Here is a 26,125-nt window from a genome sequence, read left to right on the forward strand (position 1 = left end):
TCATCTAATTCAACAGGTTTAACTATATCACCGGAACGATTACGTAAGGCACTAATTGGGGTGGAGGTTACCAGTGTAGTACACATTAAAGATAAAAGAGTATTTGGCATTCCATCCCCGGTATCAGATGAGGCAAAGATTATTTATAAAGCAATGAATTTACCGATTAGCACTATTCCTTATTTAATATCATCAGGAGAGTAAAAGAAATAATCAAGTAGTAAAGCTAATAATTATTATAGGATTATTTTGAAATTTTTATATTCGAACAAATATGTGTAGCGACAACTAAAATAATTTGTTGTGCCTGCAAATTTTATCATTTCCTCTTCTGTCAGCCATTTTTTGGCACAACAACACTGAAGTTGGGAAACTTGTACTAAATTTGCAGGTAATATCACTGCTCTATAGTAAGAACATAAATAACTCCTTTAATTATTTGTTGAGATTTTAGTAATTAGTTAACAAAAGTTAGCTAATCGTAACAAACGGTACTATATTTATTTTTTCAGAGTGTCAAGTATTCTTATATTAACCTGAGTTTGACGTAAGCACCAAACAAAATGCTAAGCATTATGTAATAACATAAACAAACTGTTGGTGGTGAGCTATGGTAAAAATAAAACCTTCTTTCAAACCAGTTTGTTAGAAAGAATATTTGAAAAGTAAGAAGGGAGGGATTATAAAGTTCTCGAATAATAACAACAAAATTGGAGAATATATTATGATCCCTCTTACGGAGATTTTCTGCTTAATTGATGATTTTTGCAAGCATTTTGATACGGAGCAAAATAAATATATATTACCAAATCCTAACCGTAAGCGTAAAGTAGTTTGCAGTATAGGACTCTCAGAGATTATTACTATTATAGTAATGTTTCACTTGAGTCACTACCGTACCTTTAAAGATTTTTATTTATGCTGCCTATGTCAAAGTCAGAACGCCCTCGCAAAGCGAGGGGCTTGACGGTTATGAGCAGCCCAAAGGGCTGCCATTGTTAATTAAAATTCTCCTGATTCGTCAGAGCCTAAACTATCAAGTTGCTCTTGATTCTTAATGTAGTGTTTGATCTGATTCTCTTCAAATCCTACAGTTGAGACCGCATAACCTCTAGCCCACAACTTTTCTCCATTAAAATTACGTTTTCGTCCACCAAACTGCCTAGCAACGGCTATAGCACTTTTCCCCTTGATATAGCCTATTACTTCAGCTACAGAATATTTAGGAGGAATCTTGATGAGCATATGCACATGATCTTGTACCATATGCCCCTCTATGATCTTGCTCCCACGTTGAAAAGCTAACTCATGGAATACGTTCCCAAGATATTTTCTAACCTTCCCGTACAATTCTTTTTTACGACACTTTGGAATAAACACAATATGATATTTGCAATCCCATTTAGAATGATTTAAACTTTCGTATGTTGTCATATATTTTCTCCTTTGACCGTCAAGCCAAAGAAGTTATATATGATAACTTTTTATTTTATACTAAATCTAAAGGCCAAGCCTTGATGGTCTCACTAGTCAAACTAGTGGCTTACCTATCATTGAGTTATAGAAAGGAATTTCCAAAACTTGTGAGCTATAGTCGTTTTGTTCAGTTAATGCCAATGAGCTTCATGCCCATGGTATTACTGCTAAAAAGCCTATCAGGAAAACAAACTGGTCAATATTATATCGACTCTACTAAACTTCCTGCTTGCCATAATTTAAGAATTAATAGACATAAAGTATTCAAAGACATAGCAAAAAGAGGTAAGACTTCCACTGGGTGGTTCTTTGGTTGTAAGCTACATATTGTCATTAACAGTTGCGGAGAGATTATGAGTTTTTCTTTAACTCCAGGAAATGTTGATGATAGAGCAGTGGTGGAAAATTTAGTAGATAAATTACAAGGCTGGCTTTTTGGTGATCGTGGGTATATCAGTAAAAAACTCACTCAATCCCTTGCTAATCAAGGTTTAGAACTAATAACAAAAATTAAAAGTAATATGAAAGAAAGAATAATAGATCCTATTAAAAAGCGGTTTTTAAATAAAAGGTATATTATTGAAACCATTAACGATCAACTAAAAAACCTTTGTCATATAGACCATACAAGGCACAGATCTGTTATGAATTTTCAAACTAACGTATTAGCTGGACTGCTTACCTATGTTTTTAAGCCTAATAAAATTTCTGTAGCTTTTGGAAAATTAAACAATCTCAACCTTCCTCTTACATCAAACTGAGGTTATATTAAATTGCTGAAGAGATGCTTGATATTTTATTACTTTTATAGTAACATATTACGTAGATATCTATAAATTATACTGATCAGTTTATGTCAAATACTAATTGTTATGATAAGGCAACTCGTAGAGATTTTATAACCTTAACTGCTAGCAGTATGGTTGTGGTTGGAGCAGCGTGTGCTACCTATCCTCTTGTTAATTCATTTAACCCTTCAGCAGATGTTCTTGCCCTATCTTCAATAGAAGTGGATTTATCTCAAATCCAACCAGGGCAAACTGTTACTGTTAAATGGCAAGGCAAGCCGGTTTTTATTACTAATAGAACTCCAGAAAAAATTGCTGAAGCAAGAAATGTAAATCTCGCCGAGTTAATGGATCCTGAGCTTGACCAAGATAGAGTGAAATCTGGGCATGATAAGTGGTTGGTGACTATAGGCATTTGTACACATTTGGGTTGCGTACCACTTGCAAACCAAGGCGATTATAACGGTTGGTTTTGCCCATGCCATGGCTCTCAGTATGATTCATCTGGTCGAGTACGCAAAGGACCAGCCCCTTCAAATTTGGCTGTTCCACCATATGAATTTATTTCCGATACAAAAATTAAAATCGGATAATTATTTATGAATGAAAGTAATTATCCTGAGGAATCCAATCCAAACAAATCCAATCCGATCATAGAATGGATCGACTACCGACTCCCTATTTTCTCGTTCTTTAAACATCTAGGCGAATACCGAACACCCAAAAATTTGAGTTACCTATGGAACTTAGGGTCAATAGCTGGTATTGCCTTAGTAATTCAGATAATCACTGGCATTATTTTGGCTATGCATTATACCCCTCACGTCGATTACGCCTTCGAGAGTGTTGAAAAAATTATGCGTAACGTCAATTATGGCTGGCTAATACGTTATATACACTCAGTTGGGGCATCAATGTTTTTTGTTGTCGTTTATCTACATATCTGTAGAGGGTTATATTATGGCTCGTACAAAAAACCTAGAGAGTTATTATGGCATATAGGCATAATAATTTTTCTTATCATGATGGCTACTGCCTTTATGGGATATGTACTGCCTTGGGGACAAATGAGCTACTGGGGAGCAACTGTAATCACCAATTTATTTTCAGCTATACCTATCATTGGCAAATCGATAGTTACCTGGCTTTGGGGAGGTTTTTCAGTTGATAACCCTACACTTAACAGATTCTTTGCTTTACATTATTTATTGCCTTTTATTATAGTAGCTTTAGTCTTACTTCATTTAGTAGCCCTACATGTTCATGGTTCAAATAACCCCAAGGGTATCGATGTTAAATCCCCTAAAGATACTATTCCTTTCCATCCATATTATACTGTAAAAGATTTTGTTGGATTTGGTGTTTATTTTCTAATATTTGCTTTTTTTGTCTTTTTCAAACCAAATTATTTAGGACATCCTGACAATTACGTACCAGCTAATCCTTTGGTTACGCCAACTCATATAGTTCCAGAATGGTATTTTTTGCCATTTTATGCTATTTTACGGGCAGTACCGTCAAAGCTAGGTGGGGTAATATTAATGTTTTCTAGTATTTTGTTATTATTTGTTTTACCTTGGCTTGACAGCTCAAAAGTTAGAAGTGCCAATTATCGACCAATGTTCCGTATAGCTTTTTGGCTGTTCATAGCTGATTGTTTGGTACTTGGATATCTTGGAGGAAAACCAGCCGAAGACCCTTATATTACCTTAAGTAGATTTGCTGCTACTTACTATTTCTTTCATTTTCTCGTTGCAGTACCACTAATTAGCAAGTATGAGAAAACTTTGCCATTACCGGATTCTATATGAAAGATAATAAAATTACCTCTTATATCAAATTTTACCTGTGTTTGTTAATTTTGTTAGTATCCAATACTATCACTGCCAACGAAGCATTACCTACAAAAAAGATTGCTTGGTCATTTGACGGAATTTTTGATAGCGTTGATAGAAAAGCTGCACAACGTGGCTTTCAAGTCTATAAAGAAGTATGTAGTGTGTGTCATGGTCTTTATAATTTATATTATCGTAATCTTAAAGATATAGGATTTTCAGATGAAGAAATTAAAGAAATAGCCAAAAATTATACGGTGCAAGATGGACCCAATGATGCAGGAGAAATGTTTGAAAGACCAGCTCTACCATCTGATTCATTTGTTCGCCCCTACTCTAACGAACAAGCAGCAAGAGCAGCCAATAACGGGGCAGACCCACCTGATTTATCATTGATCATTAAAGCAAGACCTGATGGGGCAAATTATGTATATTCTATACTTACTGGTTATACTAATCCTCCTGAGAATTTTAAATTAATGCCAGGATTAAGTTATAATCCATACTTTCCGCATAGTCAAATTGCCATGCCAGCTCCACTGACAGATGGACAAGTACAATATATAGACGGAACAAATTCATCGGTAGAACAAATGGCTATGGATGTTACCGTATTTTTACAATGGGCTGCTGAACCTGAAATGGAAAACCGTAAATCTATGGGTTTGAAGGTAATGATATTTTTAGTAATTTTTACAATTTTCTTTTATATTTCTAAAAATAGAATTTGGCAAGATGTCAAGTAACTTAATTATAAACCAGCAATTATAAATTCAAAATGTAAATGACAGTAATATTGTTCTAATTACAACTTATAGATATCAATTTGGAGTAATATTTTTTTATCATTGTATAATGTTTATCCTATGTCAAATATAATTAATGTGTCTCCTATATGTACAAATTTATAGATTTATTTTGCGGTATTGGTGGTTTTCGTATAGCTCTTGAAGAAAAAGGGATGGAGTGTGTTTTTTCATCCGATATTGATAAAGATGTGCAAGAAACTTATAAAAGGAATTTTGGAGAAAAGCCCATGGGTGATATTTCTGAGATTTCTGAGCGAAAAATACCAAAACATGATATTTTATGTGCCGGTTTTCCTTGTCAACCTTTTAGTATCTCCGGTAAACAGAATGGTCTACATGATATAAATGGTAAATTGTTTTATGAAATAATTAGAATTGCACAATATCATAAACCATTAATATTATTGCTTGAGAATGTTAAAAATATTATAAATATTGATAATGGTAATGTTATTAAAACGATAGATATAAAACTTGATGAAATAGGATATAATACCAAGTGCAATAATTAACGCAGTGGTGTAAAATGGGTTTTTAACTGATAAAGGTACTCAAATGGCTAGGTTAATATTACCACAAGGTTTTCATGGTCATGATTTTATAAAAATGATGAAACATGAGCCGCATGGTCGAAATCGTATACGTTTATTGGCGATGTATCACCTTCAATTAGGCAAATCTTTAAAAGCCATATCTGAAATAGTGAAGTCACACTGGAAAACTGTGCAATCATGGCTCAGAAGATTTAGGAATCATGGTTTTGAAGGATTATTTGAATCACAAAGAAGCGGCGCCCCTAGGAAGATTAACACTATACAAGAGTCTGCTCTTTTTGATAAAATCAATACGCTCAGTGAAAGTAAAACTGGTGGGTATATAACTGGAAAGGAGCTACATATCATGTTACTTGAGGAATATGGTGCTAAATGCGCTTTAAAAACAGTCTACAATACTATGCACCGCCTTGGTTTTAGCTGGATTACTTCTCGTTCAATGCATCCAAAGTCAAATCAAGAGACTCAAAATACATATAAAAAAACTTCCCAGACATGTTAACAAAATTATTACCAAAAAATATCGATAGATGTAAAGTTGATATATGGTCTCAGGATGAAACTCGAGTTGGGCAACAAGGTAGCTTAACTCGTATATGGGCTAAGCGTGGCACTAGACCCCGTAAAGTTCGGCAACAGCAATTCATTTCAACATATATTTATGGAGCTGCTTGCCATGATACAGGAGAAGCTTTTGCATTAATTTTACCATATGCAAACACACAGGCAATGAATAAATTCTTAGAAGAGCTTTCTCGCAGTATTCAAGGCAACCGACATATAGCTTTACTAACGGATAATGCAGGTTGGCACACAGCCAAAAAACTAACTGTGCCAAGCAATATCACTTTGATACCGCTTCCGCCCTATGCACCGGAACTTAATGCAATGGAACAAGTTTGGGAATGGATCAAAAATCATTTCTTGTCTAACCAATGTTATGGTGTATATGAAGATATCGTCACTATGGCTTGTTACGCTTGGAATCAATTTGCTCATAATGTAGATTTAGTAAAATCAATTATGTATAGAGACTGGATAAACACACCGTGTTAATTATTGCAATTGGTATAAAGTATACAGACATGTACTTAATGCGTCCTTGTTTGGTGTGCCGCAGGCAAGAGAACGTATTTACTTTGTTTGTATAAGAAAAGATATTGTAGGTGATATTAAGGTTAAATATTCACCACCACAGGAAACCAACAAGAAAATATACCTTGAGAATATACTGGAAAATAATGTCGATAAAAATTTGTTTATTGATAGAGATGATATAGTAGTTGAAAAAGAGATTACAGATAGAGAACTAAAACCTTTACGAGTTGGTTATTTAAATAAAGGGGGGCAAGGTGAAAGGATTTATAGCCCATTAGGACATTCAATTACATTATCAGCTTTTGGTGGTGGAGCTGGTGCAAGAACAGATTTATACTATATAAATAATAATATACGCAGACTTTCAATTAATGAATGCAAATCTTTAATGGGATTTTCACAAAGTCATTATGTATCAGAAGGCTTAAAAGGATATAAACAACTTGGTAATTCTGTTATACCAAAAATGATTGGTAGTGTTTATGATTCAATTAAAATATTGTAGTTATGAATAATAGAAATGCATATATAGGTAAAAATGTCGAAACTCTTTTTAAAAATTCAATTATTGATCTCACTGATGTAGTAAAGGCAATTCAAAATGTCTTTGCTATTGATAGTAGATTGGTAACAGCAATAAATAACGGTATTCATAATGAAAAAGTTGATGTTAAATTAGAATTTGCTTGCGGCAGAAACATTGATGCAAGTATTAAAGCTTATAAAAAGAGTGTGGCTTATAACCAACTTACAAGAACAACTTTAGCTATTTTTTGTAAAAAGTTCAATTTAGATTGTATCGAGTATTTACAAAATTTATTTATTGAGAAGGCAAAAAATTCAAAAACTGTTAAATTATTTTCAATCGAAGAACAAGAAAAAGTCAGCTGTATATTTAAACCAATAATAAAAGAGATGATAGATTGGTCAATGTCGTATAAAAAATCCCGTGAAATATTAGTATTATATGAACGAGAAGATAGTATGATGCGTATTTATTCAATGACTGATATATTAAAACATTTAGATTACACAATTACATTTACCTCAAATGGTAATTTACTTGTCGGTAAAAGTATAGTGATTCAAAGAAAAGGCGGTAATGGACATCATATTCATGGCATTTTAAATAAAACAGACCCAAAACATCCAGGCAATAATATTCAATTTAAATTATGGATTAATAGTTTTGTTGAAGAAATGAAAAATTATGAAATTAGTAAATATTATCATAGTACCCCACACTTTTATAAAAGCCTATCCTGATGCGGTAAACAGACATTTCTTATTACTACTCTAACTAACTATTTAAGATATTACGGCTTCTTATTTATCTAAAAATGTTTTTATATCTTTCTTTTTAAGATTTTTGATCTTGAATTTACCCCATCAGGATCGGCTTTTATAAAAGTGTGGGGTACTTATATCTTTAAATTATGATATAAGTAATGGTAAGAGGGTGATTTGAGGGGTACTTGATTGAGATAATCGAGCATAGAATAAGTACCCTCTTACAAAGTTTGCTTTGAACAAATTGCAGAAGGTGTTGGAAGTAGCAGCCTTGCACAATAAGACGAAGGAGATTATATCATGAGTAAAATAATAGGTCTAGATGTAAGTAAACAATGGCTTGATATATGTGTATATAATACAAGCGATAAACCTAAATATCATCGTTTTGCCAATGATGCAGCTGGTCATGAAGAGGTGATTAAATTAGCAAAAGAGCAAGAGATTAAGCTAATAATATGTGAACCCACTGGAGGATACGAAGCTGAGATTTGTCAAAAGCTGTATAATAATAAGCAACAAATACATAAGGTCAATACATATAGTTTTAATTCTTTTAGTAAATCGGTAAATTTGTGTAAAACTGATAGGAAGGATGCATTTAAATTAGCATATTATGGTGATAAGATGCAGCTTTCAGCGAATTATATATATCAAGTTGAATCAGAGAATTTGAAGAGATATAAGCAAAGACGAGAAGATTTAGTATTAATGCTTAGCAATGAAAAGAAAAGACTACATCATAGTATTGATGGTATTGATAAAGATAGTATAGAAAAACACATTAAATTCTTACAAAATGAAATAGCTGAGCTTGATAAGAAGTTAAACAAAACAATAGATGAGTCAGAAGAGTTAAAAGAGAAGGTAAAAATATTAGAGACTGTACCTAATATTGGTAAATGTTTGGCTACAAAACTAATTAGTTTTGTACCTGAATTAGGGGATAAAAATTATAGTAGTAATGAATTGTCAGCAATTGTGGGGATAGCTCCGTACGCCCGTGATAGTGGTAATAAGCAAGGACGAAGATTTATTAGGGGAGGCAGAAAAATACCACGGGATGCTTTATACATGGCGGTATTAACTGGCAAAAATGGTTTTCAATATTTAAAAACTTTATACAATAGGCTTGTTAATAATTTTAAACCTAAGAAAGTTGCGATAGTTGCTTGTATGCGTAAGCTACTTGAAGTTTGCCATAAACTTATTCAACAAAAACGTTGTTTTATTATTTAGATAAATATTTTTTTGAAAATTTAGATAAAAGATAATTGCTATGAAATATTATATATAATCCTCAAATCATAGAAGATATAGTCAATTGATGAGAAATTGGTGACGTCGTCACTCATCACTCCTACTACCCTATTCTCCTGAATTGACTGTACTATTATCCTTAGATAATTTTAGTATATACTAATTAACCTCAGTTTGATGTAAGAGGAAGGTTGAGATTGTTTAATTTTCCAAAAGCTACAGAAATTTTATTAGGCTTAAAAACATAGGCAAGCAGTCCAGCTAATACGTTAGTTTGAAAATTCATAACAGATCTATGCCTTGTATGGTCTATATGACAAAGGTTTTTTAGTTGATCGTTAATGGTTTCAATAATATACCTTTTATTTAAAAACCGCTTTTTAATAGGATCTATTATTCTTTCTTTCATATTACTTTTAATTTTTGTTATTAGTTCTAAACCTTGATTAGCAAGGGATTAAGGTGGTCCCCTTTGTCTAGACAAAAATTTAGATAAATAGAGATATAATTCACAAAAATTAAATTGTTGTTTTTATACAATATTTTTTTCAAAATATACACATTCTGGAGTTTTATAATCCAAAGCTTGATGCATCCTTTGTCTATTATAAAAGTCCATATATTCGTTAATTGCTGTCTTTGCCTCCTTTACTGTTGTTAAAATAATCCGATAAATTTTTTCCTGTTTTAATGATCGCCAAAAACGTTCAATAAAAATATTATCTAAGGCTCGTCCCTTACCATCCATACTAATCAAGATATTATGTAGCTTTAGCATACTAATAAAATTCTCCGAGGTAAATTGTACTCCTTGATCAGTATTAAATATTTTTGGCATACCATATTTTTCTATAGCGTCTTCAAGGGCTGTTACACAAAATTCACTTTCCAAACTAATGGAGATTCGCCAACTTAGAATATAACGACTATACCAGTCAATAATAGCTACTAAATATACGAACCCTTGGCTCAGTCTTATATACGTTATATCTGCACTCCAAACCTGGTTTGGCAATACTATTTCTAATCCTTTTAGTAAATAAGGATATATTTTATGCGCTTGATTCCTCTTGCTTAAATTTATTTTAGGATAAACAGCTTCAAGACCCATTATCTTGTAGTAACGTCTAACAGCTTTACTACCTACCGAAAAACCTTGGGCTTGTAAATATTTAGCCATCCGCCGCATACCATAATATGGATGCATAGTATAGGTCTCATCAATTATTGCCATAATCTTGATATCTTGTTCACTAATACCAGTAGGTTGATAGTAATAGGTTGACCTGCTAATATCCAATAACTTACACTGTTGTACAATTGTTAACTTATTATGATTAGGCTCTATCATATTACACCTAACCTTTAATTCCAAACAATGCAGATTTTTTTTTGAGCCAGTCATACCAATTGCAATAATTAACACGGCGTGTTTATCCAGTCTCTATACATAATTGATTTTACTAAATCTACATTATGAGCAAATTGATTCCAAGCGTAACAAGCCATAGTGACGATATCTTCATATACACCATAACATTGGTTAGACAAGAAATGATTTTTGATCCATTCCCAAACTTGTTCCATTGCATTAAGTTCCGGTGCATAGGGCGGAAGCGGTATCAAAGTGATATTGCTTGGCACAGTTAGTTTTTTGGCTGTGTGCCAACCTGCATTATCCGTTAGTAAAGCTATATGTCGGTTGCCTTGAATACTGCGAGAAAGCTCTTCTAAGAATTTATTCATTGCCTGTGTGTTTGCATATGGTAAAATTAATGCAAAAGCTTCTCCTGTATCATGGCAAGCAGCTCCATAAATATATGTTGAAATGAATTGCTGTTGCCGAACTTTACGGGGTCTAGTGCCACGCTTAGCCCATATACGAGTTAAGCTACCTTGTTGCCCAACTCGAGTTTCATCCTGAGACCATATATCAACTTTACATCTATCGATATTTTTTGGTAATAATTTTGTTAACATGTCTGGGAAGTTTTTTTATATGTATTTTGAGTCTCTTGATTTGACTTTGGATGCATTGAACGAGAAGTAATCCAGCTAAAACCAAGGCGGTGCATAGTATTGTAGACTGTTTTTAAAGCGCATTTAGCACCATATTCCTCAAGTAACATGATATGTAGCTCCTTTCCAGTTATATACCCACCAGTTTTACTTTCACTGAGCGTATTGATTTTATCAAAAAGAGCAGACTCTTGTATAGTGTTAATCTTCCTAGGGGCGCCGCTTCTTTGTGATTCAAATAATCCTTCAAAACCATGATTCCTAAATCTTCTGAGCCATGATTGCACAGTTTTCCAGTGTGACTTCACTATTTCAGATATGACTTTTAAAGATTTGCCTAATTGAAGGTGATACATCGCCAATAAACGTATACGATTTCGACCATGCGGCTCATGTTTCATCATTTTTATAAAATCATGACCATGAAAACCTTGTGGTAATATTAACCTAGCCATTTGAGTACCTTTATCAGTTAAAAACCCATTTTACACCACTGCGTTAATTATTGCAATTGGTATCACACTCAACGCTTAACTGACCAATTTGCTCATATAGATTCTTGATTAACCCCTGCTGATTTGGATCAGCACTCTGTGTTTTATTCTTAAAACCTTGTACTAACAACTCAAGACCTTGTTTTTTCCAGTTGCTGATCTGTGTTGCATGAACACCATACTTACTGGTTATCTGGGCTATTGTTAGCTCTCCCTTAATTGCTTCTATGACAATTTTGGCTTTCTCCTCAGCACTATATTGCCTTACTTGTTTTTTCATCTCTAGCTCTCCTTGTTTGCTAAAGAATTCTATCTCATTTTTCTTATTTTTCTGTCCAAAATATTGGAACCATTATAGATTGAGTGAGTTTTTTACTGATATACCCACGATCACCAAAAAGCCAGCCTTGTAATTTATCTACTAAATTTTCTACCACTGCTCTATCATCAACATTTCCTGGAGTTAAAGAAAAACTCATAATCTCTCCGCAACTGTTAATGACAATATGTAGCTTACAACCAAAGAACCACCCAGTGGAAGTCTTACCTCTTTTTGCTATGTCTTTGAATACTTTATGTCTATTAATTCTTAAATTATGGCAAGCAGGAAGTTTAGTAGAGTCGATATAATATTGACCAGTTTGTTTTCCTGATAGGCTTTTTAGCAGTAATACCATGGGCATGAAGCTCATTGGCATTAACTGAACAAAACGACTATAGCTCACAAGTTTTGGAAATTCCTTTCTATAACTTTGACATAGGCAGAGTCAATCATTTAATTTGTGTAAGTTCATTTTTTATTTTCCAATAAATCATATTTAAAATCTCCACAAAGTATTTCAAATTGATTTAAAGCTAAAGACCAATCTTTAATAGGCATGGTCCATTTTTTGGCTGCATTTTGTAGGGATAAAAATATTATTTTTTGAATTGACTTATCATCTGGAAACACCCCCTTATTTTTGATAATTTTTCTAATTTGACGATTTACAGATTCTATAGTGTTAGTAGTATAAATTACCTTTCTGTTCTCTTCAGGAAAGGCAAAAAACGGTATTATCCCAGACCAATTACGTTGCCAAATATCAGAAATTACCGGATATTTTTTATCCCATTTTACACCAAATTGCTGAAGTTTTAAACGTGCCATTTCGTCATTATTAGCTGTATAAATTTGTTTTAGATCTGATGTGACCTCTTTTAAATCTTTATATGACACATACTTTACTGAATTGCGAACCATATGTACAATACATAATTGTACTATAGTACTCGGGAATACACTGCTTATAGCTTCTGGAAAGCCCTTTAAACCATCCACACAAGCAACATAAATTTGTTCAATTCCTCGATTCTTTAACTCAGTAACTACTTGCATCCAAAATTTAGCACCTTCATTTTTGCCTATCCAAATGCCAAGTAACTCCTTTTTCCCTTCTATATTTACAGCAAGTGCTAAATATACTGCTTTATTTATTACTATGTGATTGTCTCTAGATTTTACATAGATACAGTCCAAGTATAATATTGGATACACCCTATCTAAACAACGATTTTGCCACCTAGTTACTTCTTCTATTACCCCATCTGTTATGGTGGATATCAAGTCACCAGATACATCAGTTTGATATATTTCTTCTAAATGCCCTCGGATCTCGCTGACTGTCATACCGCGACCATAAAGGGATATCACTTTCTCATCAAATCCATTAAATCTCCTCAGCCCTTTTGGTATTAATTGAGGATTATACTCTCCTTCCCGATCTCTTGGTACTTCTACTGTCAGCTTACGACCATCCCCATCAATTACTGTCTTCTCATAGCTACCATTACGACGATTATTATCTACTTTTGCCATCTTGCTATGTTTTGAATATCCTAATTCATGATCCAACTCACTTGCTAATATTTTCTCAACTATTTGCTTCTTTAGCTGTTGAAATAAACCATCTCGACCAAATAACTCCGATGGATCTGCTTTTGATAATAATTCTTCTACTAGCTGATTACTGATGTTTAATGTATCTTTATCTGTATCTAATTTTTTAGCCATAATTCCTCCTTGCTTGCTTAAGTTACTTTTTTTACAGTAATCTCTTACTGCTTTCTTTGCAACTTACACAAACTATAGGACAGACTCCATAGGCAGCATAAATAAAAATCTTTAAAGGTACGGTAGTGACTCAAGTGAAACATTACTATAATAGTAATAATCTCTGAGAGTCCTATACTGCAAACTACTTTACGCTTACGGTTAGGATTTGGTAATATATATTTATTTTGCTCCGTATCAAAATGCTTGCAAAAATCATCAATTAAGCCGAAAATCTCCGTAAGAGGGATCATAATATATTCTCCAATTTTGTTGTTATTATTCGAGAACTTTATAATCCCTCCCTTCTTACTTTTCAAATATTCTTTCTCCTAACACACTAGTTTGAAAGAAGGTTTTATTTTTACCATAGCTCACCACCAACAGTTTGTTTATGTTATTACATAATGCTTAGCATTTTGTTTGGTGCTTACGTCAAACTCAGGTTAAGTTATATAATCTACCATATGTTTTACAAAATTTTTAATCCCACCGATAGAATGAGCTTCTAACTGAAACCATGTCTTACCATCTTTTGTTTTGCCAACTAAAAATTCTCTAAATATTTCGCCAGCTTGAATTGACGTATCGGACTCAGCCTTATTGCCCCTATGGTGAGAAGAAAAACGTTCTTTAACCAGCCCTAGATCTTTTAATTTATCATACATACTCCCATTATCTTCAACTATTATATGGGCACCTTGTAGAAAATCACTCGAATGCGGCAATACAACTTTTGCCATTATGTCTATTATTACAACAGCTTTCTGCAAGCTATCCTTTGGGTTAACAGAGCTTTTAGGGGTGTTGAGTATATTTTGTATAAGAGCTTTTTTAGTATCCGGCGGGTCTATGGGCAGTGATTCAACACGCTCAACCAAATGATCCCTTATACTATCTACCTTTAACTCTGAATAATCAGTAGTAATATCTTTCATTTTTCCACTCCATTATATTTTATAGTCAATTCAAGAGAATTTGGGGCTAGGAGCGATGCCTATAAGTAATAGGCAAGCATTGAGCGACAACGTCCCCAACTTCTCATCAATTGACTATAGAGCTAATAGTAGCAACAAAGCAATCCAAGAAAATGATTATTTTGGATTGCTTTGCTTAAAATTTATAGTCATATCGTATGCCTAAATTAGTCAACCCTGCATTAGGCCCTACAATATCAGCATTAGAAATATGGTCAAGAATTAGTGAAATTGCATGTATTTCATTAAGCTTTACCCCTAAACTAAGACTTTCTCTAAATAACAGCCTTGATCCTAATGGACGTTTTTTCAAGGCTCGTTGTTTTGGTGATTTTTTCAATTCCCCATTATGAAACGCCCCTCCAAGGCTTAGCTCACAAAATATAAATTCTGTCATATCAAAATGCCAAGTAAGCCCACTATAAAAACTACTTGTATATCTACCAGTGCTAATATCCGCTCCTATATGAGGATAACCACCCCAAAATTTGTATTTTTCACTAAATAAATACTCGAGATTAATGGCAATGCCTTTTTCATACCGAAAATTTACGTCCTGCTTTAGCACCCCTATTCTTATTTCAGCAGCCAGGACTCTTTGTCCAATTAAACAAAAAGAAATACTAAACAAAATTAATAATATTAAACGATTCATATACCCCACAAATTTGAAAAAAGATTACCTTGATAATTGCAACCATATCTTGTTTTAAAACTAATATTTTAAAATTTATAATTACTGAACAGTTACTTCACCCAACAACTCAGCTAATTTGTTTATCTCTAGACTATCAGAACTATTAGAAAGATCAACAAATGAACGATGCGAAAGATTATCTAAAACACCATTAATCGTATTATTAAGATCATACCCATAAAGAACCTCGGAGAAACTATTAACTAATTTTCTTAGATTAGGATCAGTATCAAAACCAAGGACGTGTAACACTGCATCAGCAAAATGATCTTCTGAAGCATTTGCTGAAGTATTTTCTTCATCTTTCTAGCAATAATATATTTATTACCGTTTTCTTCTCGCTTTTCGTTTAAGAATTGCTTGAATAAATTTGTATTAGTCCAATTAGGTTCAAGTTGATCTTCATTAAACCCTTTATCTAGCAAAAATTCTACTACATCTTTATTTGCTACTAACTCCTTAAAAGAATATTTTTGCCCGGCTTTTGGGTTGGCGGTGTCTTTAAGACCTTGGTTGTTAATAGTGAATAAATGTAAATCTTCTATTCCCAAGCCTTTATATCGAAGCAAGTCCTTTGCACTATGCCCATATTCATCTTTAGTAGCAATATTTGCCCCATTATTTACTAACTCTTTAATTAACTCTCCCATTAAAGAATCAGTCGGGTTTACTGCATAATGTAAAATCGCTAAATGTAGCGGTGAAAACTTAGCATAACCACAAGAAACGTTAACTTCAGCTTGCAATTTTACTAATTCACTAGCGACAGGAAGAAGCCCCTCTTTAATGGATAAAGTTAAGGGAGTGTTATCATAACCTATGCTGTAGCTATTATAAGCTTCCGGAGTACCATTACCATAACGAAAATTAATAAATTCACTAAACTCTGCTTCTTGTAATTTTTTTTGAGCGTCTTCTAATATAACATTAGTCAACTGCCTTGCGATATCTTTATTACCTTCTTCTGCAAAGCTTGCCACAGCTATTGCTAATAAAAGAAGATTATTCCCCTTAGGATTATCCCAAGAAGTGTTCTGATCATCCGTACCAAAGAAACTATAGTACCCTACAATTTTGAGAAGATGAAGAAGAATGGTTGATTTAGAGTGGTGTGAAGTAGTATAAGGTAGGTATTTTTATAACAAAATGCATAATATAATACTTCAAGAATTGATTTTATATATAGACGGAAATAAATCAAGATTAAAATGTTTGGTTGGTATGGTAATACCAATTGCAATAATTAACACGGTGTGTTTATCCAGTCTCTATACATAATTGATTTTACTAAATCTACATTATGAGCAAATTGATTCCAAGCGTAACAAGCCATAGTGACGATATCTTCATATACACCATAACATTGGTTAGACAAGAAATGATTTTTGATCCATTCCCAAACTTGTTCCATTGCATTAAGTTCCGGTGCATAGGGCGGAAGCGGTATCAAAGTGATATTGCTTGGCACAGTTAGTTTTTTGGCTGTGTGCCAACCTGCATTATCCGTTAGTAAAGCTATATGTCGGTTGCCTTGAATACTGCGAGAAAGCTCTTCTAAGAATTTATTCATTGCCTGTGTGTTTGCATATGGTAAAATTAATGCAAAAGCTTCTCCTGTATCATGGCAAGCAGCTCCATAAATATATGTTGAAATGAATTGCTGTTGCCGAACTTTACGGGGTCTAGTGCCACGCTTAGCCCATATACGAGTTAAGCTACCTTGTTGCCCAACTCGAGTTTCATCCTGAGACCATATATCAACTTTACATCTATCGATATTTTTTGGTAATAATTTTGTTAACATGTCTGGGAAGTTTTTTTATATGTATTTTGAGTCTCTTGATTTGACTTTGGATGCATTGAACGAGAAGTAATCCAGCTAAAACCAAGGCGGTGCATAGTATTGTAGACTGTTTTTAAAGCGCATTTAGCACCATATTCCTCAAGTAACATGATATGTAGCTCCTTTCCAGTTATATACCCACCAGTTTTACTTTCACTGAGCGTATTGATTTTATCAAAAAGAGCAGACTCTTGTATAGTGTTAATCTTCCTAGGGGCGCCGCTTCTTTGTGATTCAAATAATCCTTCAAAACCATGATTCCTAAATCTTCTGAGCCATGATTGCACAGTTTTCCAGTGTGACTTCACTATTTCAGATATGGCTTTTAAAGATTTGCCTAATTGAAGGTGATACATCGCCAATAAACGTATACGATTTCGACCATGCGGCTCATGTTTCATCATTTTTATAAAATCATGACCATGAAAACCTTGTGGTAATATTAACCTAGCCATTTGAGTACCTTTATCAGTTAAAAACCCATTTTACACCACTGCGTTAATTATTGCAATTGGTATAAAGTTTGTTATTCCATTAAAAATGGATCATAAAATTCGTCTTACAAAAGGTTTAAGAACTTTAACCATTGAAAGAATATTTAGTGATGTTAAAGCCTTAGAGTATAGGGCTTGTAGTGGTATATTATGGAATAGAAAGGTTAATTTTACCGCATATAGAAATGATAAGAGCGAGCTGATGGTTCTGGTGTCTTCAATTGAAATAGAGCAAGATATTTTTGCTTTATATAAATTTCGTTGGAGTGTTGAACGACTATTTTTGCACCTAAAAAGCGGTGGTTTTGATATTGAAAAAAGTCACATTACGTCAATTCGGGATAAGGATATTGTGAACATGTAGATTAAAATCAAATTTTGTTGAAGGTTTATTTTTCTTTAATGAGTAAGCAACAAGAGTAGATAATATATGGACAAAGGCATTTATTGGTGATCTATGTCTAGTATGTTCAAGGTTCATTTTATTTTTTAGATAATCAAAAACTGTTTCAATTAAGTTACGCTTTCGAAGTAAGATTTTTTCTTTCAAATCCATTAATTTATTTTCCATATTCTTCTTAATTCCATGAATCATTTTTAAGCCTCTTTCATATAAATTTAAGAACAAATTTTGCTTAATATAACCTTTATCAGCTGCTATAATTCCAGTTAATCTTTTTGTTAACTCCGGTACTGGAACCCTATCATCTACATTGCCTTTGGTCACTTTTAATGCCATAAACTCCCCTTTATTATTGATTATTACATGTAATTTACGTCAGTTCGGGATAAGATATAGATGAAATAGTAATAGATAAAAGGATTGTCAAAAAGGAGTGCCTGCAGTATTTATATTTTTAAACAAAAAAACAAACTACAGGCATGAAAAAAGATATCACAGAATTATATAGTTTTATAGATGATTTTTGTAAAATTTATTTGGAGTATGAACAGAGAAAGTTATTACCATCAAATAAGCAAAGAAATCGCTGTTGTAGCATGAGTCTAAGTGAAATGTTAACAATAATAATTATGTTTCATACATCCTATGCTAAGAATTTTAAATTTTTCTATAAAAGTTATATAGAGTGCATGCATAAGGATGATTTTCCCAAAGCCTTGAGTTATAATAGATTTGTTGAATTAATGGCACGATTATTCATACCGCTAAATATGTTGATTCATTTGTTGTTTGGTGAGGAAACAGGTATTTATTTTATTGACTCTACAACGATTAAAGCTTGTCACAATAAAAGGCGTTATAGCAATAAAGTTTTTAAAGGATTAGCCAAACATAGTAAATCCTCTATGGGGTATTTTTATGGTTTTAAATTACATGTAATAATCAATAATAAAGGGGAGTTTATGGCATTAAAAGTGACCAAAGGCAATGTAGATGATAGGGTTCCAGTACCGGAGTTAACAAAAAGATTAACTGGAATTATAGCAGCTGATAAAGGTTATATTAAGCAAAATTTGTTCTTAAATTTATATGAAAGAGGCTTAAAAATGATTCATGGAATTAAGAAGAATATGGAAAATAAATTAATGGATTTGAAAGAAAAAATCTTACTTCGAAAGCGTAACTTAATTGAAACAGTTTTTGATTATCTAAAAAATAAAATGAACCTTGAACATACTAGACATAGATCACCAATAAATGCCTTTGTCCATATATTATCTACTCTTGTTGCTTACTCATTAAAGAAAAATAAACCTTCAACAAAATTTGATTTTAATCTACATGTTCACAATATCCTTATCCCGAATTGACGTAAAATGCCTTAAATCCCATCCGAATAAAACGGTACAAAACCATTGAAAGACAATTGTTTTCATTATTTACCTATGGCTTTGATCATATCAAAAATGCTTTTTATCAATCTACAACAGCCATAACGCAGCTAATATCCACATTATTAATACCTCCCAAACAAAAACTTTTTTCTATCCTAATACCATCTTTACAAAAATTGTAGGGTACTTATATCTTTAAATTATGATATAAGTAATGGTAAGAGGGTGATTTGAGGGGTACTTGATTGAGATAATCGAGCATAGAATAAGTACCCTCTTACAAAGTTTGCTTTGAACAAATTGCAGAAGGTGTTGGAAGTAGCAGCCTTGCACAATAAGACGAAGGAGATTATATCATGAGTAAAATAATAGGTCTAGATGTAAGTAAACAATGGCTTGATATATGTGTATATAATACAAGCGATAAACCTAAATATCATCGTTTTGCCAATGATGCAGCTGGTCATGAAGAGGTGATTAAATTAGCAAAAGAGCAAGAGATTAAGCTAATAATATGTGAACCCACTGGAGGATACGAAGCTGAGATTTGTCAAAAGCTGTATAATAATAAGCAACAAATACATAAGGTCAATACATATAGTTTTAATTCTTTTAGTAAATCGGTAAATTTGTGTAAAACTGATAGGAAGGATGCATTTAAATTAGCATATTATGGTGATAAGATGCAGCTTTCAGCGAATTATATATATCAAGTTGAATCAGAGAATTTGAAGAGATATAAGCAAAGACGAGAAGATTTAGTATTAATGCTTAGCAATGAAAAGAAAAGACTACATCATAGTATTGATGGTATTGATAAAGATAGTATAGAAAAACACATTAAATTCTTACAAAATGAAATAGCTGAGCTTGATAAGAAGTTAAACAAAACAATAGATGAGTCAGAAGAGTTAAAAGAGAAGGTAAAAATATTAGAGACTGTACCTGGTATTGGTAAATGTTTGGCTACAAAACTAATTAGTTTTGTACCTGAATTAGGGGATAAAAATTATAGTAGTAATGAATTGTCAGCAATTGTGGGGATAGCTCCGTACGCCCGTGATAGTGGTAATAAGCAAGGACGAAGATTTATTAGGGGAGGCAGAAAAATACCACGGGATGCTTTATACATGGCGGTATTAACTGGCAAAAATGGTTTTCAATATTTAAAAACTTTATACAATAGGCTTGTTAATAATTTTAAACCTAAGAAAGTTGCGATAGTTGCTTGTATGCGTAAGCTACTTGAAGTTTGCCATAAACTTATTCAACAAAAACGTTGTTTTATTATTTAGATAAATATTTTTTTGAAAATTTAGATAAAAGATAATTGCTATGCAAATGGGCATTGGTAAGCGAACTAAGTTGATGTTGTCTCAGTAATTGCTGATGATGTAATAGATTATTTGCTTGCCCCTCTAGCTTTATCCTCTGTTCAAGCGATAAATCTTCTTTCCATTCAGCAACTATATTGGGATTTAATAAAGCATCTGGCGAATGCTTTAAAGTACCTAGTGCTGAGGCAAATGCTAAAGCTTGTTTGGCATTAATTAGCATTTGTTCTCGCTCTTGCGGCAGTAATGACAGAGAGTTAATAGCTATCATGATATCTTGTAAGTTACTAGTATAAAGCTGTGGGTTATCATAAGTAGCATTCTTTAACTTTTCAATAGCTTCAATTGCTAAATGGTTACGTTTACCATCAATCAGCTTGGCTTCTGTATGACTTATTTGCCCAATTAAAGATATTCGGTAGTCATTAATCTTAGCTTGCAACATACGCTTGGTTAGTCTGTTCTTGGCTTGTTGCAGATAATTTACAGCCCGCTTATCATACTTGCCTAAAAAATACTCGATAAACGGTTTGTTGTTTTCTGAAAAATCCGGATGAAATTCATCAAATTGTGTCAAACAGTTAAAACCACCAGTTTTGTTATCACTAGCTACTTCAATATTGCTCTGTGATTGATGCAAGTGCGTAGTGGTATCTTTAATAAAGTCTGCCCATAAATTTGGCATTTCTACGCTGGAATCTTTCTCCAGTTTACGTACCAAATAGCCTTTAGCTTCTTCATTAATCTGCTGACTTATACCTGCTATAACTTGCCATTTCATCTTTTTTTATTACTTCCCTTTTACTTGTCTGTTATCCCTTCATTACTTCTTGATATCCTAGCAAGATCAGACATCCCGCTTAAAACCGTACCAAGATTTTGCCAAGGCGAAGCTGACCTGATCGAACTAATATTACGGTTAATTGCTTCCTTATTTAAATCAATCATTACCGTGTTTAAGTTTGATCTTGGTCTTTGGTGAAAATGTTCAGCTTCTACACTTCTTGCCTTCATCTCGTCCATATAAGCCATATGTCGTAGTAATAAGCCAGCTGAATCAGTACCAGTTATACCAATACCAGTTTTCAGGATATTATAGCCCAGCTGCTGGCGATTATATAACTGTTCTTGCCTCAACATATCAACATGATAACTTGATATTGCTCCATATTCCGCAGTTCTTTCTATTAGTTGTTGACGGTCAAACCTGACATTCTCCTGTTGTTGTCTCAATAAATGCTGTTGTTCATATAAGGATTGCTTAGTTTTTTCTTTATTACTTCTTAGTTGGGAGTAAGTATTAAATAAAGATGCTCCTGTAGCAAATATACTCGCTCCACTCGAGAAAAAATTTAGAAAATCAAACATTGCTATTTTTTACCTTTTAAAGATTTTTAGCTATTTAATTTGTTGCAAGAATATGTTACATTATAACTAGTATTAGTTGTGTAATGTACTGAAAAATCTGCCTAACGGGTAGGCATTTTTAGCAGTCGATTCTTTCGAAGAATTAGGGCATTACCGATTGCTACTTGCAACATTGACTGAGGAACGTAGGTACAGTGTTATGACCCCTGTGGTTAGTGGGGGTCTCTCGCTCATTCATCAATTACCCTTATAATTTGGTAAAATCTTTGCCTTGGCATAGATTTTTAATATACTAACGGGATAAGGCTTATCGACCTTAAAAATAACATCAATATCAGTTTTAATTTCTCCGTGCATAATAAAATTTACCCAACCTGATTGATAAGGAGTGGCAAATAAGTCACATACTTCTTTAGTAGCTGTTGATGTTGTTAAATATTTCTTATCATTAACCAATCTAATCAACGCATCACTATCTAAATATCTACTATTAATATGTTGCCTATCTATTTGCCCATTATCAAGCCTTTCTTCAATATAACCACCTTTACTATTAAAGACCTTCAATCCAAGTTCCGCATCTTTTTTCGGAACATGCTCGTATTCATCCGGAAATATCAAAGGAAAAGTCTGTAATATCGAAGAATAAGGAAAACCTACCGACAAATGTCTTACCGGATGTTTTAGCTTAATCAGCTCATTATCAATAATCTTTAAATCATGTAATTCTTCATCACCAATAATAGATACAGCAATTTTCTGAAAAATTGGCAATATAGTGGCAATATTTATTTGCTGGAATGATGGCAAGCAGTTTCCAGCTATACTACTTAGTTCATAACCTCCAATATCAGGAAATAGTTTTTTAAAAACTGGAAAATATCTTTTTGATAAAAGTAAATATTTCTCTAATTTTATGCTCTTCTCATCCTCAAGAATATCTTTCAATAAAGCTGGATGAAAGCTTGGCATGATTAACTGACAATATTCAATAATGTTACGCTGAAAATAAGCTAGTCCTTCTTTGAGCTCTTGCATTTGCTCAAATATTCTATCAGCTAACGTTTCAGTGTAATCTTCTTCGCTGCGAATAGAAGATGAGGAATAGGATGAAGATAATGAGGCTCTACGCTCTCTACTTCCTTCCGTTGGTGGTAAGTTCAGTCTTTCAGCATTTCCCAGCCTGTATGCTACTTCATCTATCATCTCATCGATAGTTTGATTAAAATTATCAGACAAAATATATTCTCTAACATCTTTACTTAATTGTTTATCAAGTATGATACTCCTTAAACAATCAACTATTTCTTCTCGTCTTTTGAAATTGCTTAGCTCATTAATCTTGTTGTCATTATGTATTTGTTGTAATTTATCAATTAATTGGTTAGTAATGGTTGATAATTTATCATTTATTTGTTGTTTGCTAGTATGTTGATCTAACTCTATTATTTGTCGGCTAATTAGTTGTTTAATCTCTTCACCAAATATATATTTAGTCAGTTTTGGATGAGCGATATTTAGCAGTTCCTGGTAAAAATCCACTACAGTTTTGGTAAAAAACTTTTTTATGTTAACTAGCAATTCTTTATTATTGTCACTATCCTGCTGAGCATAATATAATAACATTCTTTTATTGATGTGAATAGCCGCTAACCGCATCTCTTGTATTTCTCTACTTACTTCAAACTGTAGATTAATATTTTGCTTAGCATTTGCCATAATATCTTGCACCGTGCCAGCGATGAACCTTATTAGCTCAGTATTTAGTTTTTTTATTTGCAGACAAATAGTTGGACGAAAGGAAAAAGCACTATTAGGCAGATATTCCATTAAGCCACCATCTCTTAAAATAGCTGGTACATCAATTTTATTTAGTGCTTCTGTGGTTTCAATAATATCACCACCAAGACGCTCACCATCATATAATAATTGCTCGATTACCACTAAACTTTCAGGATGACCGGAAAATAGATTATCTATTTCAGCATAAATACGTGAGAATATTCGATGATAGGCAAAAGATATCGCCAAAATATTCATAATCTTAGGTAAATAATTTTTATAATATTTTTGTAAAAAACTTTCTATCTCGGGTCTATGTTCATCATAATTAGCAATGTGCCTGTTTTTGTATTTAAAAGAATCACCAGCATTATCTAACTTAACTCTCAAGATATTTTCTGCTTGAGCCTGTACAATATGCTCTAGCTTGGTTATATCACCTCTAAACTCATAAGCACTATCATCCTTTAACGCTTGCATAATTGAACGGTAAGCAGCATTCTCTCCTGGCTGCAGGATATTTACATGACAATCAGCATAAACTGCTCTATCGGTAACAAAATGCTTGGCAGAAAAATAACGAGTTTGCAGCACTTCTAGATATTCTTTACTGCTTACACCAGTATCATCACTTCTCCGAACATGCAAATATAACATATCAGCACTTTCAGCATAGATCGGCGTAATGCCTAATACTTGACCATTACCACCCAGCCAATGTTGTGACCAGCCCATAATTTTTAAATCTTGCGAATAGATAAAAATTGCAAAAGAGCCATTTTTTAGCACCGCCACTATCATCGAAAATGGACTGTTACAGCCGACAATTTGTCTAATACCACCAGCAAATATATGCTCAGCATAGGCAGTTATATCTGATATTTGAAAGCCACCTTTTTCTTGTGAATAATACAAGCTATTGATTTTACATCCATTACCTTCAACAAAAAAGATGGTCTTACCGATCACTACTGGTTTCAGTGGTGATACCGGCAACTCAATCTCTTTATGGATTTTGACAAACTCCCCTTTAGCTCGATCTCCTTCTTTCACTAAATAAATACCATCACTAGTACCGAGTAACAATTCATCAGCAAAAGGTACCGACCATAGAACATTATCAAAAGTAGCAGAAGAAAAAGTTGCCGAAAAAGCAGTTAAAGGATTACGGGCTTCTAGTAAAGTCCTATATGCCATCCTAAAATCACTAAAATCTCCCTTATAGCTTGCCCAAATTGCATGAATATTCTTATTAACCCCAAAACACCATAATCGGTTTTCAAAAGTAACCACTGAAGTGCAATATAATTTCTCCTGCTGGGCTTGGTAGATGGGGGATTGATTAACATATGATAAACTTGCTGCTCGCTGATAAAGAGCTTTTAGCTCATCATTAATTTTATCTACTTCTGCTCCATAAATTACCTCATTAAAAGGTTTCTGTATCTTAGTAGCTTGTCCAGTTTGTCCTGTAGTAAAATAATTAACTTGGCATTTTAGTGGTTCAATAATAAACATTCTATCTTTACCAGGAAAATTACTGGATAGCTCATAGCTACTACTTGAAGCTATCTCAGCTCTTTCACCATATTCTACCTGTCTTTTGCTTGCCTGTTCGCTAATATATTGGTAAAATTGCTCAACAATTTGCGGATCAACGGAGAATTTAAAGATCGGTCTCTTATCACCGAAGGAAATATAAGCAATCCCTTGGAACACTACATAAGAAAAATCCTTAGGACGAAAATGAAAATCTTGCCCATCATCCTTAATAATTTTATTGGTTAGCAATAACTCACCACCAACAAAAAATAAGCAATTAGTATGTAACTTATGCGATTCAAAAACTAGTAAGTAGGATAACTTCCTTGAGAACATCACTGCTGCCATTTTCTTTGGCACATTATCATTAAACAAATGGACAAATTGTGTCCCATGTCTACGCATAATGCCACCTGATGGTAACAGCATGAAGTTAATCAGCTTCTTAACACCATTCTGATACAATACCAGCTCAGTTCTCCCTTCAATGGTCGGAGTAAGCTCACCACCTGAGAAGTTGTTTTTTTGTGAGTAAACAAATTGTTCTTGTTGCATAACTTAACGTAATTTGATTAT

Annotated in this window: 28 protein-coding genes and 7 pseudogenes; 17 read left to right on the plus strand and 18 right to left on the minus strand. The window is 33.2% G+C overall.

Annotated features, from left to right (window positions below):
* Positions 1–24 precede the first annotated feature (24 nt).
* A pseudogene (locus NBW66_RS10650) lies at positions 25–204 on the plus strand (IS1634 family transposase); the annotation flags it as partial.
* 520 nt (positions 205–724) lie between these two features.
* Positions 725–937: pseudogene (locus NBW66_RS10655) on the plus strand (IS982 family transposase); the annotation flags it as partial.
* 65 nt (positions 938–1,002) lie between these two features.
* Here NBW66_RS10655 and tnpA read toward each other — a convergent pair.
* Complete coding sequence (tnpA, locus tag NBW66_RS10660) at positions 1,003–1,434, minus strand: IS200/IS605 family transposase (protein ID WP_250310729.1); 432 nt, start codon at positions 1,432–1,434, stop codon at positions 1,003–1,005.
* Between the two features lie 113 nt (positions 1,435–1,547).
* Between tnpA and NBW66_RS10665 the strand changes: the two are divergent.
* From NBW66_RS10665 to NBW66_RS10710, 10 genes and pseudogenes are all read left to right on the plus strand, one after another.
* Positions 1,548–2,237: pseudogene (locus tag NBW66_RS10665) on the plus strand (IS982 family transposase); the annotation flags it as partial.
* A 92-nt stretch (positions 2,238–2,329) separates the two neighbouring features.
* A complete protein-coding gene (gene petA / locus NBW66_RS10670; RefSeq protein ID WP_250310962.1) occupies positions 2,330–2,857 on the plus strand; it encodes a ubiquinol-cytochrome c reductase iron-sulfur subunit in 528 nt (175 codons plus the stop codon).
* 6 nt (positions 2,858–2,863) lie between these two features.
* Positions 2,864–4,075, plus strand: a complete 1,212-nt coding sequence (locus NBW66_RS10675; RefSeq protein ID WP_250310963.1) for a cytochrome b — start codon at positions 2,864–2,866, stop codon at positions 4,073–4,075.
* Positions 4,072–4,845, plus strand: coding sequence for a cytochrome c1 (locus NBW66_RS10680; RefSeq protein WP_250310964.1), 774 nt, complete (start codon positions 4,072–4,074; stop codon positions 4,843–4,845). The genes NBW66_RS10675 and NBW66_RS10680 overlap by 4 nt, the downstream gene beginning before the upstream one ends.
* 149 nt (positions 4,846–4,994) lie before the next feature.
* The gene (locus NBW66_RS10685; protein WP_250310965.1) at positions 4,995–5,420 is read left to right on the plus strand and encodes a DNA cytosine methyltransferase; all 426 of its coding nucleotides are present in this window, start codon (positions 4,995–4,997) and stop codon (positions 5,418–5,420) included.
* A 43-nt stretch (positions 5,421–5,463) separates the two neighbouring features.
* Positions 5,464–5,964: a helix-turn-helix domain-containing protein gene (locus NBW66_RS10690; protein ID WP_250310542.1), complete on the plus strand. Its 501-nt coding sequence runs from the start codon at positions 5,464–5,466 to the stop codon at positions 5,962–5,964.
* Positions 5,958–6,518: an IS630 family transposase gene (locus NBW66_RS10695; RefSeq protein WP_250310543.1), complete on the plus strand. Its 561-nt coding sequence runs from the start codon at positions 5,958–5,960 to the stop codon at positions 6,516–6,518. Before NBW66_RS10690 ends, NBW66_RS10695 begins: the two co-directional genes overlap by 7 nt.
* Before the next feature lie 55 nt (positions 6,519–6,573).
* On the plus strand, positions 6,574–7,065 hold the full coding sequence (locus NBW66_RS10700) for a DNA cytosine methyltransferase (RefSeq protein ID WP_250312189.1): 492 nt from the start codon (positions 6,574–6,576) through the stop codon (positions 7,063–7,065).
* 2 nt (positions 7,066–7,067) lie between these two features.
* Positions 7,068–7,826: a hypothetical protein gene (locus NBW66_RS10705; protein ID WP_250310966.1), complete on the plus strand. Its 759-nt coding sequence runs from the start codon at positions 7,068–7,070 to the stop codon at positions 7,824–7,826.
* A gap of 324 nt (positions 7,827–8,150) precedes the next feature.
* Positions 8,151–9,089, plus strand: a complete 939-nt coding sequence (locus NBW66_RS10710) for an IS110 family RNA-guided transposase (protein WP_250310967.1) — start codon at positions 8,151–8,153, stop codon at positions 9,087–9,089.
* 190 nt (positions 9,090–9,279) lie between these two features.
* Here the strand turns inward: NBW66_RS10710 and NBW66_RS10715 are convergent.
* From NBW66_RS10715 to NBW66_RS10765, 11 genes and pseudogenes are all read right to left on the minus strand, one after another.
* Positions 9,280–9,567: pseudogene (locus tag NBW66_RS10715) on the minus strand (transposase); the annotation flags it as partial.
* Positions 9,568–9,642: 75 nt separating this feature from the next.
* Positions 9,643–10,515, minus strand: coding sequence for an IS3 family transposase (locus tag NBW66_RS10720; protein ID WP_284346761.1), 873 nt, complete (start codon positions 10,513–10,515; stop codon positions 9,643–9,645).
* 14 nt (positions 10,516–10,529) lie between these two features.
* Positions 10,530–11,090, minus strand: coding sequence for an IS630 family transposase (locus tag NBW66_RS10725; protein ID WP_250310543.1), 561 nt, complete (start codon positions 11,088–11,090; stop codon positions 10,530–10,532).
* On the minus strand, positions 11,084–11,584 hold the full coding sequence (locus NBW66_RS10730; RefSeq protein WP_250310970.1) for a helix-turn-helix domain-containing protein: 501 nt from the start codon (positions 11,582–11,584) through the stop codon (positions 11,084–11,086). Before NBW66_RS10730 ends, NBW66_RS10725 begins: the two co-directional genes overlap by 7 nt.
* Positions 11,585–11,627: 43 nt before the next feature.
* Positions 11,628–11,903: a transposase gene (locus NBW66_RS10735; protein ID WP_250310971.1), complete on the minus strand. Its 276-nt coding sequence runs from the start codon at positions 11,901–11,903 to the stop codon at positions 11,628–11,630.
* 73 nt (positions 11,904–11,976) lie between these two features.
* A pseudogene (locus NBW66_RS10740) lies at positions 11,977–12,387 on the minus strand (IS982 family transposase); the annotation flags it as partial.
* A 26-nt stretch (positions 12,388–12,413) separates the two neighbouring features.
* Entirely contained in the window at positions 12,414–13,676 is a 1,263-nt protein-coding gene (locus tag NBW66_RS10745) for an IS256 family transposase (protein WP_250310691.1), read from the minus strand.
* Between the two features lie 47 nt (positions 13,677–13,723).
* Positions 13,724–13,969, minus strand: a pseudogene (locus NBW66_RS10750) (IS982 family transposase); the annotation flags it as partial.
* Between the two features lie 192 nt (positions 13,970–14,161).
* Positions 14,162–14,653, minus strand: coding sequence for a hypothetical protein (locus NBW66_RS10755; RefSeq protein ID WP_250310974.1), 492 nt, complete (start codon positions 14,651–14,653; stop codon positions 14,162–14,164).
* 175 nt (positions 14,654–14,828) lie between these two features.
* Positions 14,829–15,347 (minus strand): acyloxyacyl hydrolase, encoded by a 519-nt coding sequence (locus NBW66_RS10760; RefSeq protein WP_250310975.1) that lies wholly within the window; start codon positions 15,345–15,347, stop codon positions 14,829–14,831.
* Positions 15,348–15,601: 254 nt separating this feature from the next.
* Positions 15,602–16,369 carry an ankyrin repeat domain-containing protein gene (locus NBW66_RS10765; protein ID WP_250310976.1) on the minus strand — a complete coding sequence of 256 codons (768 nt, stop codon included), beginning with the start codon at positions 16,367–16,369 and terminating at the stop codon, positions 15,602–15,604.
* 166 nt (positions 16,370–16,535) lie between these two features.
* Here NBW66_RS10765 and NBW66_RS14650 point away from each other — a divergent pair, with 166 nt between their 5' ends.
* On the plus strand, positions 16,536–16,667 hold the full coding sequence (locus NBW66_RS14650; RefSeq protein WP_284346683.1) for a hypothetical protein: 132 nt from the start codon (positions 16,536–16,538) through the stop codon (positions 16,665–16,667).
* On the opposite strand, the gene NBW66_RS10770 is transcribed toward NBW66_RS14650, so the two are convergent.
* Positions 16,633–17,193 carry an IS630 family transposase gene (locus NBW66_RS10770; RefSeq protein WP_250310543.1) on the minus strand — a complete coding sequence of 187 codons (561 nt, stop codon included), beginning with the start codon at positions 17,191–17,193 and terminating at the stop codon, positions 16,633–16,635. The two genes, NBW66_RS14650 and NBW66_RS10770, sit on opposite strands and share 35 nt — an antisense overlap.
* Positions 17,187–17,687 carry a helix-turn-helix domain-containing protein gene (locus NBW66_RS10775; RefSeq protein ID WP_250310542.1) on the minus strand — a complete coding sequence of 167 codons (501 nt, stop codon included), beginning with the start codon at positions 17,685–17,687 and terminating at the stop codon, positions 17,187–17,189. The genes NBW66_RS10770 and NBW66_RS10775 overlap by 7 nt, the downstream gene beginning before the upstream one ends.
* An 85-nt stretch (positions 17,688–17,772) precedes the next feature.
* On the opposite strand from NBW66_RS10775, the gene NBW66_RS10780 reads away from it, so the two are divergent.
* Positions 17,773–18,090: a hypothetical protein gene (locus NBW66_RS10780; RefSeq protein ID WP_250310977.1), complete on the plus strand. Its 318-nt coding sequence runs from the start codon at positions 17,773–17,775 to the stop codon at positions 18,088–18,090.
* On the opposite strand, the pseudogene NBW66_RS10785 reads toward NBW66_RS10780, so the two are convergent.
* Positions 18,058–18,501 (minus strand): annotated as a pseudogene (locus tag NBW66_RS10785) (IS982 family transposase); the annotation flags it as partial. The gene NBW66_RS10780 and the pseudogene NBW66_RS10785 sit on opposite strands and share 33 nt — an antisense overlap.
* A gap of 107 nt (positions 18,502–18,608) precedes the next feature.
* Between NBW66_RS10785 and NBW66_RS10790 the strand changes: the two are divergent.
* The 3 genes from NBW66_RS10790 to NBW66_RS10800 all read left to right on the plus strand — a co-directional run bounded on the left by NBW66_RS10790 (position 18,609) and on the right by NBW66_RS10800 (position 20,818).
* Positions 18,609–19,499, plus strand: coding sequence for an IS982 family transposase (locus tag NBW66_RS10790; protein ID WP_250310582.1), 891 nt, complete (start codon positions 18,609–18,611; stop codon positions 19,497–19,499).
* A 56-nt stretch (positions 19,500–19,555) separates the two neighbouring features.
* Positions 19,556–19,705, plus strand: a complete 150-nt coding sequence (locus NBW66_RS10795) for a hypothetical protein (protein WP_250310699.1) — start codon at positions 19,556–19,558, stop codon at positions 19,703–19,705.
* Positions 19,706–19,879: 174 nt separating this feature from the next.
* On the plus strand, positions 19,880–20,818 hold the full coding sequence (locus NBW66_RS10800) for an IS110 family RNA-guided transposase (RefSeq protein WP_250310767.1): 939 nt from the start codon (positions 19,880–19,882) through the stop codon (positions 20,816–20,818).
* Here NBW66_RS10800 and NBW66_RS10805 read toward each other — a convergent pair.
* The 3 genes from NBW66_RS10805 to NBW66_RS10815 form a co-directional block, all read right to left on the minus strand.
* Positions 20,811–21,638 carry a hypothetical protein gene (locus NBW66_RS10805; RefSeq protein ID WP_250310978.1) on the minus strand — a complete coding sequence of 276 codons (828 nt, stop codon included), beginning with the start codon at positions 21,636–21,638 and terminating at the stop codon, positions 20,811–20,813. The two genes, NBW66_RS10800 and NBW66_RS10805, sit on opposite strands and share 8 nt — an antisense overlap.
* Before the next feature lie 20 nt (positions 21,639–21,658).
* The gene (locus NBW66_RS10810; protein ID WP_250310979.1) at positions 21,659–22,225 is read right to left on the minus strand and encodes a hypothetical protein; all 567 of its coding nucleotides are present in this window, start codon (positions 22,223–22,225) and stop codon (positions 21,659–21,661) included.
* 237 nt (positions 22,226–22,462) lie between these two features.
* The gene (locus NBW66_RS10815) at positions 22,463–26,104 is read right to left on the minus strand and encodes a phage tail protein (RefSeq protein WP_250310980.1); all 3,642 of its coding nucleotides are present in this window, start codon (positions 26,102–26,104) and stop codon (positions 22,463–22,465) included.
* Positions 26,105–26,125: the final 21 nt, after the last annotated feature.

Origin of the sequence: Rickettsia endosymbiont of Oedothorax gibbosus (assembly GCF_936269705.1) — a bacterium.
Taxonomy (GTDB): Bacteria; Pseudomonadota; Alphaproteobacteria; order Rickettsiales; family Rickettsiaceae; genus Tisiphia.